Genomic DNA, 15,569 nt, shown 5'->3' on the forward strand with positions numbered 1-15,569 from the left:
GCGCGGCCGGCTAGGCGCCTCCGACTAGTTCCTTTTATTTCCGGCAAATTTCGTGCGTTGCCCGGCGTACAAGCCTGCAACCACCAGTACCGTTCCTCCGACGGTGTACATTGTCACGGGCTCACCCATCAGCCACCATGCGAAGAAAAACCCGAAAAGCGGGCACAAAAACAGCCAAAGCGACGCTTTGACGGTATCAATCCGGAGCAGGTAAAACCAGCATATCAATCCCACGATCGAAACGGCAAGGCTGAGCCACAGTACCGAGCCCCAAAAGACGGTATCTAATTTAGTAGTATTAAAATCGGCCATGAACAATGTCGCCGGTAGCAAAAAAACACCGCCGAGGAAGACCTGCCAGCCATTAATGAGCAAATTGGGTAATTCCCATTTCACCGTGGCATAGTAAACGCTCGCCGCCGACACGGCCATCATGCTGATCAGCAGCAATGTAATGCCTCCGACGGTCGTATAGCTATCAGCAAGCAGCGGATAAGTTGCTACTGCCACGCCACCCATGCCCAGAATTATCCCGGTCCATTCTTCCGCTTTGGGTTTTCTCTTCAACCACCATGACGACAGTAATACGATAATCAGCGGATTGGTAGACACCGCCAAGCTGCCAATGCCGGCAGCAGTATACTTCATCGCGTACACGTACAAGCCGAGGTAAAGCGTTGTATTGAGGAAACCGAACAGTGCGAGTTGCTGCCATTCTTTTTTCGTAGGCAGCCGGTAGGCTTTATCTTTGACAAACACGTAGGAAAATGACAGCAGCAAGATACCAGCTATAAAGAACCGAACGTTTGCCAGTATCAAAGGGGCTGCCGATTGCACGCCGAATTTCGTTGCCACGGAGGCCGACGACCAGAGAATGGAAAAGAGAAGACCGATACCGATGTTTTTCACGCGCAAGAATAATAACAATCCAAAATTACAAGTTGTACTTCGGCTTCCGCCCCCACTTTTCATATTTTTGGGTATGATTAATAAAAAAAATGCGCTGCGGGCGGTGCTGATGGCCCTGCTTTGCGCCCCGGCGCTGTGTGTTCACGCCCAAAACCAGTGGACTTATGACTTCAACAACGGTTTCTTGCCTATTGAAAGTGGCGGCCCTGCGCTAAAACCGCTCGGACGCCCAGGGCAGATCATCAAAGAACAAATTCCCGGTTCCGATGGCCTTTCACGATCGATTTATGTTTTTGAAAAAAACAGCGGGCTGCAATTCAATAGCGGCGAAGCGAAGGGATTCCTGAACAAATCATTCACCGTCGAAATTTATTTCAAACTCGACTCGCTCGATATCTGGAAACGCGTACTCGATTTCAAGAATCGCAAGAGCGACTACGGCACCTATATTTATCACGGCAAACTCAATTTCTTCAATTTTGCCATGAGTGAAAAGGCTGCGGTGCGTGCGAAGCAATGGGTGCATTACGTCTACTCGAGAGATTACGAGACAAAAGTTATCCGGATGTACATCAATGGTATCCTGAAACTGGACTTTAAAGATCCGGGAACGGAAGGGGTGCTCGACGCCGACCAGGTACTGAATATCTTCCAGGACGACCTCATTGCAGGTAACGAATCCAGTGCAGGAACCGTAGCGCTGATCCGTATTTACGACCGCGTGATGACGCCCGTATTTGTGCGCCGGAGCTACCAGTCGATCGCGAAGACTTTTAAAGAGCCTGTCGCTCAAAAGGAAGAACCAAAAGAAGAACCCAAGCCGGTAGAAGAAAAGCCGGAACCCGCACGGAATAAGAACCTGGCAGTGGTTACAGGCCGGGTTTACGACAGCCGCAACCTGAAACCCGTCAACGACGCGGAGGTACACGTTCGCAAATCGACGAATGATTCCCTCGTTGCACACACCCGGACCGTCGACGGTGTTTACAATGTGGAATTACCCCCTCACGAGACTTACCGGATCACCGCACAAGCGGATGGTTTTCAATCCAAAAGTGTGACCGTTCGGACCAATAACCGATTCGAGGAAGTAAAGGCGCTCATGAATATGGCGCCCGAGACGCATTCTACCCCACTTTCGACGCTTTATTTTAGTCAGGGGACCGAGGTATTGGAGGACAGCGCCCTTGCAGATCTCGACTCGATCGTAAACTATTTCCAGAAACGCCAGGATTTGCGACTGGTACTGAAAGGCCATACCGACAACACCGGAAGTTTTGAGAAGAACCTTGAACTCTCTAACAAGCGCGTCGAAACTGTGCGGGCGTACCTGATCGGCAAAGGCATTATCGCCAGCAGGATCGAGGGGTCTGGCTACGGGTCCGCGCAACCGAATCAGGTCAACCGGACCGAAGCGACAAAAAAGTCGAACAGAAGAGTGGAAGTTTGGGCGGAGTCGGTAAAAAGATAAAGCCATCTCATGGAGATGGCTTTATACTGACTATTCCTAAACCCTTAACCTTTTCTTATCTTATATATCTTTTAGCTTTAAAGCTGTTTTTTCTTTTTCTTTTTAACGTATCAGACTTCCCGATCGTTTCATTTGTTTGTAAAGAAAGAATACTACCAATAATACTCCAATTTTTCTTCTTTACAAAATTCAGAGAACTTAACCAATATACGCTGTTAATTATTCTCCAGATCTGACGAAATCTTGCTGCTTCGTCCTTTTTTCTCTCCGGTCTCACATCATTTCACCGGATTGCAACCCTGAAATTCCATTATCGTGCAAAGATAAGAATACTTCATTTTGGCCTCATGGATTTATTCTATTTCCCTTGTGCCTTATTGCATTACAAATGTCGGAATTAATTTTGAAATTACAAATTGCCTCAAAATCATTATTCAAAATATTCTTTGGAATTTTATCGCAATACCCGCACTTCAAAACTTATTTTATACTAACAATCAGCAATTATCTTTTATCAAATTTCGAAAAAATAATCAAAAACCAAATAAATACAATTCTTGAAATATTTATATTTTCTTAAAAAAGTACAATCATTGGTTATAATTGTTCATTGTCGATTGTATCCCCAAAGTACAAAACGATGTAACCATGTCGCCCGCTTTGTCCAAAATGATGGGTAGCTCCGCCATTTCCTCATTGGAAAAAGGTTTTAGCACGTAATCTACTTGCCTCCCACGTGGAAAATTATTTCCGATCCCGAAACGTAGTCTGGGGTATTCTGTGGTGCCCAATAATTCCTCAATATTCTTCAAACCGTTGTGCCCGCCGTGGCTGCCTTTGGGTTTGATCCGCAAAGTACCGAAAGGCAATTGCAGCTCATCCACAATGGTTAACGTATTTTCCGCAGCCACTTTGTACTGGTCCATATAATACCGGATCGATTTTCCGCTCAGATTCATGTAGGTAGTAGGCTTTATAAAATAAATATGCCTGCCCTTATACTTCCATTCAGCCACAAAGGCCAGTTTTTCAAAAGAAAACTTAAAACCGTGCTGCGCTGCGAGGCGGTCGAGCACCATAAAGCCGGCATTATGTCGGGTGAAAGCGTACTCCGGACCAATATTTCCCAGCCCGGCAATCAGATATTTCATTGAATAAAAATTTTAATTTCGTCTAAGAGCACTTTAATTTAGGCTAAAATTCAGGGAAATTTCATGATACCCCAAAAACGATTAGTACTTAGCAGTCCCCTTCTGGAAATAATGATCAGCCGGCTATGCCAACAACTGATTGAAAATCACCAGGATTTTTCAAACACGGTTGTCATGGGTTTGCAGCCCAGGGGAATCCACTTTGCCGAACGCATTGTGAAAGAGCTCCGCGAAATCACCGGACAGCATATCCTTCTGGGACATTTGGATGCTACGTTCTATCGTGACGACTTCCGTCGCCGCGAATCTCCCCTCGTACCGAACAAAACCAATGTACCTTTCCTGATCGAAGGCAAAAAAGTGATCCTGATCGACGACGTCCTCGCCAGCGGCCGTATGGTACGTGCCGCGCTCGACGCCATGACCGCATTCGGCCGGCCGAAAGTAGTGGAGTTGCTTGTACTGATCGACCGCCGCTATAACCGCGAACTACCCATCGATCCCGATTATGTAGGAATGCAGGTGAGCACGGTGGAAACACAGCGCGTACAGGTGGAATGGACCGAGCAGGGCTTTGACGCCGACCACATCTGGCTCGTCGACTAGGTGCCGCCGGCCAGGTGCCGCCGGCTACTCAAAATACATCAGGGTTGGTGACCGGGCCGGGAAGCTTCTTCTTTGGCCTCCATTTTACCGATGTCGTCGGTTTTGTATGTGAGCTTGTTGACGTAAAATACCTCACGCCCCTGTACAATGGACGATGTCCCGATCCGCTGCATACCGTACGCCAGGAAATATTGGCCGTACCACGGTGAAAGATAGCCATCTTCATTGTTCAACACCTTTTCCTTCTCCGATTTCGGGTTGATTTTGAATTTCTCCGTTTCAACCACCACTTTATTGCGGCTGATCACCTCGGTATGGATTTCTCCCTCCTGCGGATAAGCCAGTACAAAATAGTCGTCGACAGGTGTTACCTGCACCATTTCCTGTAAGTCGAAGCTTGTCAGGTCTTTAATAGTAATGGTATTGTCCCACATCAGTTTGCCGCTACGATCAAACCCGCAGACGATTGCGTGCGTATACCGGTAGCCTTCGAGCGCGCGTGCTACGTACGGGCGCGAAATCCCGCCGGAAATAATAGGACTAGTAGACCGCTGATTGGGGTAATAAACTTCGGCCACCAGCACAATTTCCTTTTCCGTCTGGAACAGCTGATGTACCAGCAGCCGGTAGCGGAACCGGTTTTCTTTACCCAGGCTCTTCCGCTTACCAATCTTTTCGAGTACCCGCGCCCGCCGCTTGGGCTTCATATAATTGAAGAAGTTTTGTAATTCCGAAAATTCGATAAACTGCGGCTCTTCCGGCGTATCGTCGGAAACATGCGTCACGTAAAGTCCCTGGGAATACTGGGTACATCCCACGGAATAATTACCGATCAGGTAAGAGTCATCGGCATTGAGCGGGACAATCTGGCCTGAAATGAAACTGTAACGGGGATCACTCAAACTGGTCCTTTTCAGCAACTTACCATCATAATTGTAAGTTTTTATTTCAAAAACACAGTTTTTCTTACGGTAAGCATAGGTGATTACGTTGATATATCCGTCGATCTCATTAATGTCGACATTATTCAGCTCAGTATTTTTTTCAAACAGGCCTGGCAGCACGCGGGTAGTGTGATCGAAAAATGAATGCACGATCACAATCGGTCGCGACCGGTAGTAACCCGATACCAATGCCTTGCTGCCAATCACCTTGAAATGCTGCACATCGACCCCCGAGAGCAGGTTACCTTTATAAGTATCAATGGAACCGTCCTGGAAATTCAGTTGCAGGAACAGGAATTTGTCGGTATCCGGCTCGGCAAACAACCAGTAACCGCTTTCTTCCGCCTTGTAAGCCATTACCGGAATGTACCGGAAATCGAGTTTGTAGGAAGTCCGCCAGAGCGCTTTCAGGGTTGTGTCATATTTCACAAATTCCCATTGCTCGTTGCGGTTCGAAAATTCATTTCCTCGTATGACGGACAAAATACCCTTCTCGCCAAGGCTAAAAACCTCGAATTGCTCGGAAGAAGATGAGCTGGTCGGGATTTCCAGGCGATCGGATTGCTGCAACTGTGCCAGCACCCCCCAGAGCGGCGCGAAGATCAATAGCAGCATTAATTTCAACCCGAAATAGTTTATAGAACGGTTATGCATAACTTCTTCCTTCAGGGGTGTGACACAGATCAATAATTCGCCTAATTTTGCATGCTGCAAGGCTCACATTGCTATTAATATTAGAAATAATTTCACTTAAATAAAAACTTGCGGGAATGTAATCCCCGATTTTTCATGACAATTGAAGCAATACTCAAGGAGGATATTCAAAAAGCCGTCCAAAAACATTTTCAACTGGACAACCAGGAGATCATTCTGCAACCTACCAAGAAAGAATTTGAGGGATTTTACACATTTGTCACTTTTCCTTTGACCAAGGCGGCCCGCAAGGCGCCGGCTGAGATCGGGCAGATCATTGGCGATGAGCTCATTGCGTCGTCGTCGCTGGTTGCTGGCTTTAATGTCGTGCAAGGCTTTCTGAATATCAGCCTGAAAGACAGCACCTGGCTGGATCTGTTCGGCAAGATTTCTTCCGATGCGACGTTCGGCACACTGCCTTCAAACGGGAAGTCGGTGATGGTGGAATTTTCTTCGCCCAATACCAACAAGCCGCTTCACCTGGGGCATTTGCGCAACAACTTCCTCGGCGATTCGCTGTCAAAAATCCTGAAAGCGAGCGGCTATGACGTGGTGAAAACGTGCCTGGTCAACGACCGCGGCATCCATATTTGCAAATCCATGCTGGCCTATCGCGAGCTCGGCAATGGCGAAACTCCCGAGTCGAGCGGCATCAAGGGCGACCACCTGGCGGGCAAGTATTACGTCCTGTTTGATATTGAATATAAAAAGCAGATCAAGGCGCTGGTAGAGCAAGGCATGAGCGAGGAGGAAGCCGCTAAAAAGGCGCCGTGGATACTGGAAGCGCAGCAATTGCTCTTGCTTTGGGAAAACAACGATCCCGAGACGGTAGCGCTTTGGCAAAAAATGAACAATTGGGTTTATGAAGGATTTGCGGAGACTTACAAGAAAATCGGCGTAAGCTTCGACAAAACTTATTATGAATCAAATACTTACCTACTAGGAAAGGATATCATCGAAGAAGGTCTGCAAAAAGGGGTGTTCTTCAAAAAGCCGGACAACTCCGTCTGGATCGACCTTACTGAGGAAGGACTTGACGAAAAGCTCGTACTCCGCGGCGACGGGACCTCTGTTTACATCACCCAGGACCTCGGCACGACCGAGCTGAAAAACAGCGATTTCGGTAACGACCGGTACTTATGGGTGGTAGGTAATGAGCAGGACTACCATTTCAAGGTTCTGTTCGCGATCCTGAAACGCCTGGGCCGCACTTACGCCCACGGCTGCTACCACATCAGCTATGGCATGGTGGACCTGCCATCTGGCAAAATGAAATCCCGCGAAGGTACCGTGGTGGATGCCGACGACCTGGTGGGCCAAATGGTACAAACCGCTTCCGACCGTACGCAGGAGCTGGGAAAAATCGACGATTTCAACAGCGAGGAAGCCAAACAGCTTTATAATCAGCTGGCATTGGGGGCATTGAAGTACTTCCTGCTGAAAGTAGACCCCAAAAAACGAATGCTCTTCAACCCCGAGGAATCTATTGATTTCCAAGGACATACAGGACCATTTATTCAGTACACCTACGCACGTATCCGCTCGATCATGCGTAAGGCGGAGCAGGCCGGCATATCCGCGGAAATCCCTGGCGACAGCTACGCCATGCACCAGGCTGAGCGTGAGCTGGTATTTGCATTGTCGCAGTACCCGGTGAAAGTCGTGGCGGCTGCCAATGAGTTCGCGCCGTCGCTCATTTCGCAATATGCGTTCGACCTGGCGAAGGTTTATAACCAGTTCTATGCGGAGGTTTCGATCTTCTCCGATCCCGATCCGGAAGCGGTGAAATTGCGCGTCGCATTATCGGGTGCGGTTGCGGAAACGATTCGCAAGGCTTTGGGGTTATTGGGCATAGATGTCCCCGAACGGATGTAAGCAACTTTTTTGAAAATCGGGCCGTATAGTGTTTTGGAGAGTCAATAACCCGATTCGTGCATGCAATTCACTTTATAACTATATGTACTAACCATAACCAAAACCTATTATGAGCTTAATTAAGACACTTTTCATTATGATTACTTCATTGATTACCGGACTTTTCGTCGACAAATCCGAAATAGCGAGCCGTCCGGAGAATGCTCCTGTTGCAAAACAAACGCTGTATGACTTCAAGGTGAAATCGCTGGTAGGCGGCAAAACCGTTGATCTGAGCAAGTACAAAGGCAAAAAAGTGGTGATCCTGAATGTAGCTTCCAAATGTGGTTATACCAAGCAGTATGCCGACTGGGAGAAGTTTTACAAAGATCACGGCGACAAAGTGGTCGTACTCGGCTTTCCTGCCAACAATTTCGGCGGGCAGGAGCCAGGCACCAGCGAAGAAATCGCCACTTTTTGCTCCGCGACTTATGGTGTAACATTCCCGATGTTCGAGAAGGTGTCCGTACTTGGCGACGACCAGGCGCCAATCTACAAATGGCTGAGCAACAAAGATCTGAACGGATGGAATGACAAAGTTCCTACCTGGAATTTCTGCAAATATGTCATCAATGAAAAAGGCGAACTAACTAACTTCTTCGCTTCGAAAGTATTGCCTACCGACGAAGAATTTACGAAGGCGGTAGGAATTTAAGTATATTCACTGTCGGAGGTAGCCTTTGGTATTCCGAAGGCGCTTCCGACAGTTTTTTAATACATCAACTATACGCAACTATGAAAAACATGAACGAAGCCCGCCGCTACCTTTTAAATGCAAAAGAGATCCTTCGCGAGAAAGCAGTTAAAGAAGATGGTTATTACAAAGATCGGAAGTATGTAAAAATGGCCGGTCATACTGCATATGTCGGTGTTCTGGAAGCGCTGGATGTTGTATTCGGAAACAAAAAGAAGGGTCGAAAAAGTATTGAATGGTATCAGGAAGAGTTGGCGTCCGTCGATAAAAAGATGCTCAATTTGTTCGGGATAGCTTATGACACCCTTCATCTTGCCATGAGTTACGATGGTAACCTTAGTGCTGCAATTTCAAAAGAAGGACTCGAAATCGCTGAAAAAATTATTGACTGGGCTGAGCAAAAAACAGCAGCCTGAAATACCCGAATTAACAATACCCAACAATGAATCCCTGGATTGAAGCCGCACGTCCCCGCACATTACCTCTCGCACTGTCTTGTATTTTAATGGGCTGCTTTCTGGCTGCGGCCTCGGGGCAATTCAGCTGGCCAGTGGCTGGTTTAAGCGTGCTGACGACCATTCTCCTGCAAGTACTTTCCAACTTTGCCAATGATTACGGCGATGCCGTGAATGGCAAGGATACCGAACTCCGCGAAGGCCCACGCCGGGCCGTGCATTCGGGGCATATTACCGCTGCGAAAATGCTGCGCGCAATCATTCTTTTCTCGGTACTGGCATTGATTTCGGGCATCACCCTGCTGACGATCGCATTGAAAGGGGCACCCGCAAACACATTCTGGGTGTTTTTGGGAATCGGCATTGCCTGCATTATCGCGGCTATTACGTACACAGCAGGCAAGCGCCCCTATGGCTACGTGGGCCTCGGTGATCTTTCCGTATTAATCTTTTTTGGATGGGTGGGCGTTATCGGCAGCAACTTTTTGCACACGCACGTATGGAACTGGGGCTTGCTCCTGCCCGCGACCAGCTGTGGCCTCTTCGCAGTTGGGGTGTTAAATATCAACAATATCCGGGACATCGAATCCGACCGTGCTACGGGCAAAAACTCTATCCCGGTCCGCATCGGCCGTGAAAAAGCAATCGTCTATCACTGGTGCATTCTGCTGATCGGCATGCTTTGCGTGACCATTTACACGGCGCAGCATTTTTCCAGCTACACCAGCCTGATCTTTTTCCTCAGCTTTCCGCTATTTGTCAAAAACGGGCTCGCTATTTCCCGGCTCACGAAAGCCAGCGAACTGGACCCCTACCTGAAACAAATGGCACTCTCCACATTGCTTTTCGTAATCCTTTTCGGGATTGGTATTGTGCTTTAATGCCTATTTCACAAAAGGCTTGATCGCATTGCCCAGCAGGCTGTAACCCTTTTCATTGGGATGCAGGCCATCAGAAAATAGCGATTCGTCGATTTTGCCATCTTCTTTCAGGAACACTTTACCCGGGTTCACAAACAGCACATCGGCTTCGCCGGTGATCTGTACCAGTTTGTCGTTCAATGCAGCCACGCGTTGCTCTTGCTGGCGGCGTGGGTAAATGCCCATCATCACGATCTGCGCCTGCGGCTGGCGATATTTAATCGCTTTAATAAGTTGCTTCCAGCCTGCCGCAATTTCCTCGTCGCTGTTTAACCCGAGATTATTCGTACCGATATTGATGAAAATCTGTTTCGGTTTGAAACCATCCAGTTCTCCGTGATAAACACGCCAAAGCACATTCTCGATACGGTCCCAACCATAACCCATATTCACTGAATTTTTCCCGAAAGTGTTGCCCCAGGAAGATTCACCTACCGCTCTGGGTCCTTTGGGTAAGCCGCCCCAGAAATGGGTGATCGAGTTACCGATCACCACCGTGACAGGCGAGGCCTTACGGTTTAGTTCGAGTACTTCCGAATGCCTCTTTTCCCAGTCATAATTATGCAATTCGCGCATTTGAGTTACCGGGCGGGTCGTCGAAAGGTCACCTGACGGTTCATGGAGAATCTGTCGCAAATGCTTTTCATAGCCATCGGCATATTGCAGCATTCCCAGGTCCGTTGGATGCGTTCCATCCACTGTCGATTCGTAGGTTTGTCCGAAATCTGTTTTCGGTATCAAATAAATATTCTGAAAACCCTGCGACTTTAATGCCGCGAAAGCGTCCTTCAAAACCTCATTGACTTCTACATAATAATGCTTGCTTTGCGGATTGATATCCTCGTCGGTATATCCGGCGTGCTCCGCAACGACAATGGGAACATCCGGCCGCTTCTGGCGAAGTGTTGTAACGGTACTGATTACGCGTCTTTTAATTTCCTCCTTCGTAATGCCGAGCTTGGAATCCGGCCTGATCGTCAGGTTGGGAAGGCAATCCAGCACGTAAACATTTGCATCGATCTCTCCCAAAAGGTCCACTACTTCGCTTTCCAGTCTCCCATTTCCCGAAAAACCAAGGTTAATCAACGGCCGGTCCATTTTCCGGCTCAGTATCGATGTCCACGCCATACCCGGCCGCGATGCACACGCCCCCTGGGCAATGGACGTGCCATAAATGACGATCGGTTTGTCGGGTCGTACCGCCAGAGGAGTGAACTCCGTTCCTTCCGGTGTGCCGATTTCGAGCCATTTCACACTGTTATAAAGCGGCAGGAACAACCGGTACTCCCTTCCATGTTTGTGGTAGCTATCGTTCGCGGACAGGTTTCTGAAATCGTAGGTAATAGTATCCCCAAATGCATATTTGCCGGCACACCAGCGCCAATCGCCGTCACTCGTGATTGCGTAAAGGTCCACACCGCTCACGCCCGTCGCAGGCATATGTGGGAGCGCGTGCTTACCCCCGACTGCGTAGCGGATCTTGATTTCGGAAGAATTGGCACGGAAACGGATCATCAGCCCCGCCGACTGGTTCGACAAATTCCAGACGACATCCCGCACCTGCTTTTCGGCCCGCGCCGGCAGCCGGTCATACGGATTTTTCAACTCCCTGGTAGGCCAGGCCTGCCCTTCCACGACAGGAAAAGTAGCTGTTTGAGGATTCCACCAGACATACTGGCTAGTCTGTGCTAAAACCTGAACGCTTAGCAACAGGCCCAGACACATATTTGAAATTGATCTGAAAAGCATAAAATTGAAAACGGACACCAATGTATCGCTACAAAAGTGTCCGTCAGGCTATTTCTCCCGTTTGGAAGAGCATTATTTCACGATCACGCCATCCGCAATAAACGTCAGCTCATCTTTCGACTCTGTGATATTCGCTATTTCCTCCTTGCTCTTACCCGCATCCTGCGCATAGTGCTTTAAATGCTCCACAGGTACTGTTGTTTTCCTGGCTTCTCCTTCAAAAACCACTGTTTTACCGGCAATATCTTTGGGCACAAAAAACGCGTAGTCTTTAAAAACAACCCGCATGGTTTCGCCATTATCCAGGTTAACCTTCATCCAGCAGCCCTTCACCTGGCAAACCGACTCCACGGTACCCGTCACCTTCGCCTGCATTTCATTCTTATCACCCATTTTCGCCGGAAGCGCCGTCGCCGCAATCGCCTTTTTATCATCAATCTGCTTGCCGAAGTTGCTTTGAGCTCTGGCGAAAGATACCGTTAAAATTACCACGAATATTGAAAGCAGTTTTTTCATAGTGCTAATGGTTTAGAAGTGTGTTTCATTTGATCAACATAAAGTTAACACCTCCCGCAATACAATCAAAACCACCCTATTCCAGCACCTCCACCCAGCCCTTGCAGTGATTCCCTTGCGGTGTATCGACGACGTAGAGGTACGTGCCGTTGGCAATCCCTTTCCCCCAATCGTTCTTGTAATCAGTCGATTTGAAAATTGATTTCCCCCAGCGGTTGAAAACTTCCAGTGACGATGAAGCGACGGGGACGATGAAAAAATCGTTCTTCCCGTCGCCGTTCGGGGTGATAACGTTACTTAATGTGAATGCGGGTTCCGCACTGATTTTTTTGGAAGCCGTGAGCGAGCAACCGGCCGTATTGTAGGCCGTCAACGTAATGGTATACTCCCCGGGGACTTCGTAAATATAGTTCTTCACCTCCGTGTCGGTTATGGGATTACCGGTTCCCATATTCCATTCGTAACGCTGCGCTTTGCCTGTTTTGTTGGTTAAGGAATAGGAAAACGGCTCATTACACGCCCCACCCGATTGCACCACTTCAAAATCCGGTGCGTAAGACTGGTCGACTCTTACCGTAATTTCACGCAGCGGACGGCAGCCATCTTCATACATGCCTTCGATCACGTAGGTGGTTGTTTGCGTCGGCTTTACAGTCACCGATTTCCCGATCGTTTCTTCCAGGCCCGTTGTTGCGTGCCATTTGTATTTCGGCGCGTTACCCGAGACAGTCAGCGTCACCGTAGCGCCCTGGCATACCTCGGTGTCGGGCATGCCGATGAAGTCGGCCTTTCTCTCGACAGCCAGTTTTACTTTTTCAGTTACTTTACAACCGGCATTATTGCTGATTTCAACCGTGTATTCCGTCGTTTCTTTTACCGTAGCAACCGGCGTAGCAATGTTCGCATTATCCAGCCCTGTCGCAGGTGACCATTTATATTGCGTACCGCCGGCCGCACTCAGTTTAACAATACTGTTTTCACAAACCGTCGTATCCCCGGTAACTTTTGTCACCAGTGTTTCGACTACAACTTTTTTTTGGGCCACATCCATTCGCTTGCAGCTCAAACGGTTGTAGGCCGTAAGCGTGACGGTGTATTCGCCTGGCTTGCTAAATGTGTATTCCGACTGCCCTTCATCCCTAGAAATTGTATTTCCATTAACCTCCCATATGTAGTCCACCCCGCCTTCACTCGTGTTTACAAATGTCAGTTCCAGGGGTGCACAGCCGCGAAGCACGCCCTTGGTTTGGCCCTTGTAAACATCGAAATCTGCCTTTAACCGGTCGATATCGATTTTAAAAGCCGCATTATTGCAGTTATCGCTGTTGTTGGTTTCCGACCAGGCTTGTGGCGTCGTTGGGAAATGGCTGCCTCCACAGGCGCAAGTAGCGTGGTAAATCATCCCATTTTTATCAAACCGGCTCGTTCCTCCATCCACATGATCGCCTTGCAGGCGCGTGTCACGGGCAAGACTTCCAAAAAATGTGGCGTAAAGGAGAGATTTTGCGCCCTGTTCCAGAATGGCTATATAAAAGTTGTTTCCGTTGGTAGTGGGCTGAATGGCATCATCCGTAACGGGTAAGCCGGCCGTGCTGCTGGCCACGTTGTTATTGGTCCCGCTATTGACATTCCCTCCCCAGCCAGCGAGGTAAATGTTCCCGCATTCGCTTACCAGGAAGGCCGTCGGCGAAATATCCGGCGTACCGCGCCCGGAACCTATGATGGTCGAGAACAGGGTTTGGGTCAACGACGCATTCAATGCATGTACGAACTGTCCGCTTTTTGCATTCCGGTACACGCCCTGACTCACCGGATAGCTGCCCGTTGTGAGCCCATACACATACACCTGGTTACCCTGATCGATGTCCAGCAAATAAGCACCATCCTCCTTATCGGTGCCAAGATAGGTCAGTGCCGATAGCTGATCATTCACAAAACGCGCTACGAAACCATCTTCTGTTCCTTTCAACGCCGATTGATAAGCCCCTGCTTTGGTCTGCAAATTGCCGCTTTGGGATATCCCTGCCACAAATACCTCGCCATTCGCAGCTACTTTCAATGAATGCGCCGCGTCCCATTTGTCGCCGCCCAGGTAGGTCGACCACAGCAGTTGATCCAGGCCGGCGGAGAGCTTCAAAACCACGCCATCCTGTCCGCCTCCCAACTTACTTTGAGCGGGGTTTTTCAAAGGAAAATTGGCAGAATTGGTCGACGAAACCACATATACCTGGTCGTTTTTATCCACTCCTATTTCTCCCCGAAAACTATCCCCGTAATTCCGTATCGTTACGTTACTCGTCACGCTCACGCCATCGTTGCCGCTACCGCCTGCGAACGTGGAGCCTGTAAGCTGGTTACCGGCAGCGTTGAGTTTGGAAACAAAAAGATCACTTCCATTCGTCATCTCGATTCCCGAAATCGGTTCTGTACGTGTCCCACCTCCGAAAACCTTCTGAAATGCATTGCCTCCGGTTGGAAAATTCCTGGAAGAGGTCGTTCCCAGAATCAGCAATTCCTTCCGGCTATTTACAATCAGACTCGCAGGAACATCCCCATCATTACCTCCGAGAAAAGTCGCATAGAGCAGATCAGAGCCATCGGGGTTGAACTTCATTATCGAAACATCGACCAAACCACCAAATTTGACTTGAAATGCCCCCTTTGTCGCGGGGAAATTGGTACCAAACACGGTACCGCCCGAATAGAGGTTACCCTCATCGTCATACGTCGCGGTGTGGCCCCAGTTGTCGGCTACGGAACCGGAATAAGTCGAGAAAATGAGTTCCGGGTCGATTGTCAGCGGCAATGACTTATTATAACCTGAGGGCAACTCAAAATGCACGATATCATCTTCTGAAAGACGAAATGCAGACGGCACCTCCGTGGCACGCGCATTGCTGCCTGACTGGAATGAATACGGTTGCGCCTCCCTGATGTCCCCCACCGAAGTTTTGATCACGATCTGGCCCGATTCATTTAAGGCTACCTTTTCCGCTCCTTTGTATTGAAAACTGATCCGGGACGCATCCGCACCGGGTTTGACTATGAATTCATATTTGAGTTTCGCCTGATTGATGTAAACACGGAGGTTGATATCGGGGTAAATATTTTCATAAATCACCTCCTCAAAACCATTCACGCCACTCGCCCAGGTACTGGCGTCATTTCCAAGGAAGTAGTTGAAACGTCCTTTACTTGTCTTTAATGGCTGGTGTCGCACATTCTGAGAAGTATTAAGAAACGTAACTTCCACCCCATGCGCACGAAGGCCGGGGGCGCTCATGTCCTCGCGTGTGCCGGGCGCCTGTGCGTGACCCTTCGCGTGCATGGCGGATACTTTTGCGCCGTCATAAAGTACGTAAAGCAGTGAATGCGACTGCAAAAACAGAAAACCGCCAGGAATAGCGGCCCGGAAGCGGATATCGCTGTCCCATTGTCCTTTGTTTTCGATAAAGTAGGCCGAAGCAGCCCGGGAATGGTCGGCTGTGCGGACGATAATCAGAAACGATATGAAGAGAAGCCGTAAAGTTTTCTGCATAGTCCGCGC

Annotated in this window: 12 protein-coding genes; 6 read left to right on the top strand and 6 right to left on the bottom strand. The window is 48.8% G+C overall.

Annotation, left to right across the window (positions count from 1 at the left end):
* Positions 1-24: 24 nt before the first annotated feature.
* A complete protein-coding gene (locus J7619_RS05635) occupies positions 25-909 on the bottom strand; it encodes a DMT family transporter (protein ID WP_291196502.1) in 885 nt (294 codons plus the stop codon).
* Positions 910-982: 73 nt separating this feature from the next.
* Here J7619_RS05635 and J7619_RS05640 point away from each other — a divergent pair, with 73 nt between their 5' ends.
* On the top strand, positions 983-2,380 hold the full coding sequence (locus J7619_RS05640; RefSeq protein ID WP_291195299.1) for an OmpA family protein: 1,398 nt from the start codon (positions 983-985) through the stop codon (positions 2,378-2,380).
* A 590-nt stretch (positions 2,381-2,970) separates the two neighbouring features.
* Here the strand turns inward: J7619_RS05640 and pth are convergent.
* Complete coding sequence (pth, locus tag J7619_RS05645; RefSeq protein ID WP_291195302.1) at positions 2,971-3,531, bottom strand: aminoacyl-tRNA hydrolase; 561 nt, start codon at positions 3,529-3,531, stop codon at positions 2,971-2,973.
* Positions 3,532-3,594: 63 nt separating this feature from the next.
* Here pth and pyrR point away from each other — a divergent pair, with 63 nt between their 5' ends.
* Positions 3,595-4,137 carry a bifunctional pyr operon transcriptional regulator/uracil phosphoribosyltransferase PyrR gene (pyrR, locus tag J7619_RS05650; protein ID WP_409012705.1) on the top strand — a complete coding sequence of 181 codons (543 nt, stop codon included), beginning with the start codon at positions 3,595-3,597 and terminating at the stop codon, positions 4,135-4,137.
* Positions 4,138-4,175: 38 nt separating this feature from the next.
* On the opposite strand, the gene J7619_RS05655 is transcribed toward pyrR, so the two are convergent.
* Entirely contained in the window at positions 4,176-5,696 is a 1,521-nt protein-coding gene (locus J7619_RS05655) for a hypothetical protein (RefSeq protein ID WP_291195305.1), read from the bottom strand.
* A 174-nt stretch (positions 5,697-5,870) separates the two neighbouring features.
* On the opposite strand from J7619_RS05655, the gene argS reads away from it, so the two are divergent.
* The 4 genes from argS to J7619_RS05675 all read left to right on the top strand — a co-directional run bounded on the left by argS (position 5,871) and on the right by J7619_RS05675 (position 9,718).
* Complete coding sequence (gene argS, locus J7619_RS05660) at positions 5,871-7,649, top strand: arginine--tRNA ligase (RefSeq protein ID WP_291195308.1); 1,779 nt, start codon at positions 5,871-5,873, stop codon at positions 7,647-7,649.
* 109 nt (positions 7,650-7,758) lie between these two features.
* A complete protein-coding gene (locus J7619_RS05665; RefSeq protein ID WP_291195311.1) occupies positions 7,759-8,343 on the top strand; it encodes a glutathione peroxidase in 585 nt (194 codons plus the stop codon).
* 80 nt (positions 8,344-8,423) lie between these two features.
* Positions 8,424-8,798: a DUF5618 family protein gene (locus tag J7619_RS05670; protein ID WP_291195314.1), complete on the top strand. Its 375-nt coding sequence runs from the start codon at positions 8,424-8,426 to the stop codon at positions 8,796-8,798.
* A gap of 26 nt (positions 8,799-8,824) precedes the next feature.
* Positions 8,825-9,718, top strand: coding sequence for a 1,4-dihydroxy-2-naphthoate polyprenyltransferase (locus J7619_RS05675; RefSeq protein ID WP_291195316.1), 894 nt, complete (start codon positions 8,825-8,827; stop codon positions 9,716-9,718).
* A 3-nt stretch (positions 9,719-9,721) separates the two neighbouring features.
* On the opposite strand, the gene J7619_RS05680 is transcribed toward J7619_RS05675, so the two are convergent.
* From J7619_RS05680 to J7619_RS05690, 3 genes are all read right to left on the bottom strand, one after another.
* Positions 9,722-11,506, bottom strand: a complete 1,785-nt coding sequence (locus J7619_RS05680; RefSeq protein ID WP_291195319.1) for an SGNH/GDSL hydrolase family protein — start codon at positions 11,504-11,506, stop codon at positions 9,722-9,724.
* 72 nt (positions 11,507-11,578) lie between these two features.
* Complete coding sequence (locus J7619_RS05685) at positions 11,579-12,022, bottom strand: DUF4920 domain-containing protein (protein ID WP_291195322.1); 444 nt, start codon at positions 12,020-12,022, stop codon at positions 11,579-11,581.
* Positions 12,023-12,098: 76 nt separating this feature from the next.
* Entirely contained in the window at positions 12,099-15,560 is a 3,462-nt protein-coding gene (locus J7619_RS05690; RefSeq protein ID WP_291195324.1) for a gliding motility-associated C-terminal domain-containing protein, read from the bottom strand.
* Positions 15,561-15,569: the final 9 nt, after the last annotated feature.

The sequence above is a fragment of the Dyadobacter sp. genome, from assembly GCF_017744695.1.
GTDB lineage: Bacteria > Bacteroidota > Bacteroidia > Cytophagales > Spirosomataceae > Dyadobacter.

Coding starts and splice junctions, on each gene's coding strand:
- J7619_RS05680 (WP_291195319.1), bottom strand. CDS start 11,506: ATGCTTTTCAGATCAATTTCAAATATGTGTCTGGGCCTGTTGCTAAGC.
- pyrR (WP_409012705.1), top strand. CDS start 3,595: ATGATACCCCAAAAACGATTAGTACTTAGCAGTCCCCTTCTGGAAATA.
- argS (WP_291195308.1), top strand. CDS start 5,871: ATGACAATTGAAGCAATACTCAAGGAGGATATTCAAAAAGCCGTCCAA.
- pth (WP_291195302.1), bottom strand. CDS start 3,531: ATGAAATATCTGATTGCCGGGCTGGGAAATATTGGTCCGGAGTACGCT.
- J7619_RS05670 (WP_291195314.1), top strand. CDS start 8,424: ATGAAAAACATGAACGAAGCCCGCCGCTACCTTTTAAATGCAAAAGAG.
- J7619_RS05655 (WP_291195305.1), bottom strand. CDS start 5,696: ATGCTGCTATTGATCTTCGCGCCGCTCTGGGGGGTGCTGGCACAGTTG.
- J7619_RS05640 (WP_291195299.1), top strand. CDS start 983: ATGATTAATAAAAAAAATGCGCTGCGGGCGGTGCTGATGGCCCTGCTT.
- J7619_RS05690 (WP_291195324.1), bottom strand. CDS start 15,560: ATGCAGAAAACTTTACGGCTTCTCTTCATATCGTTTCTGATTATCGTC.
- J7619_RS05665 (WP_291195311.1), top strand. CDS start 7,759: ATGAGCTTAATTAAGACACTTTTCATTATGATTACTTCATTGATTACC.
- J7619_RS05685 (WP_291195322.1), bottom strand. CDS start 12,022: ATGAAAAAACTGCTTTCAATATTCGTGGTAATTTTAACGGTATCTTTC.
- J7619_RS05675 (WP_291195316.1), top strand. CDS start 8,825: ATGAATCCCTGGATTGAAGCCGCACGTCCCCGCACATTACCTCTCGCA.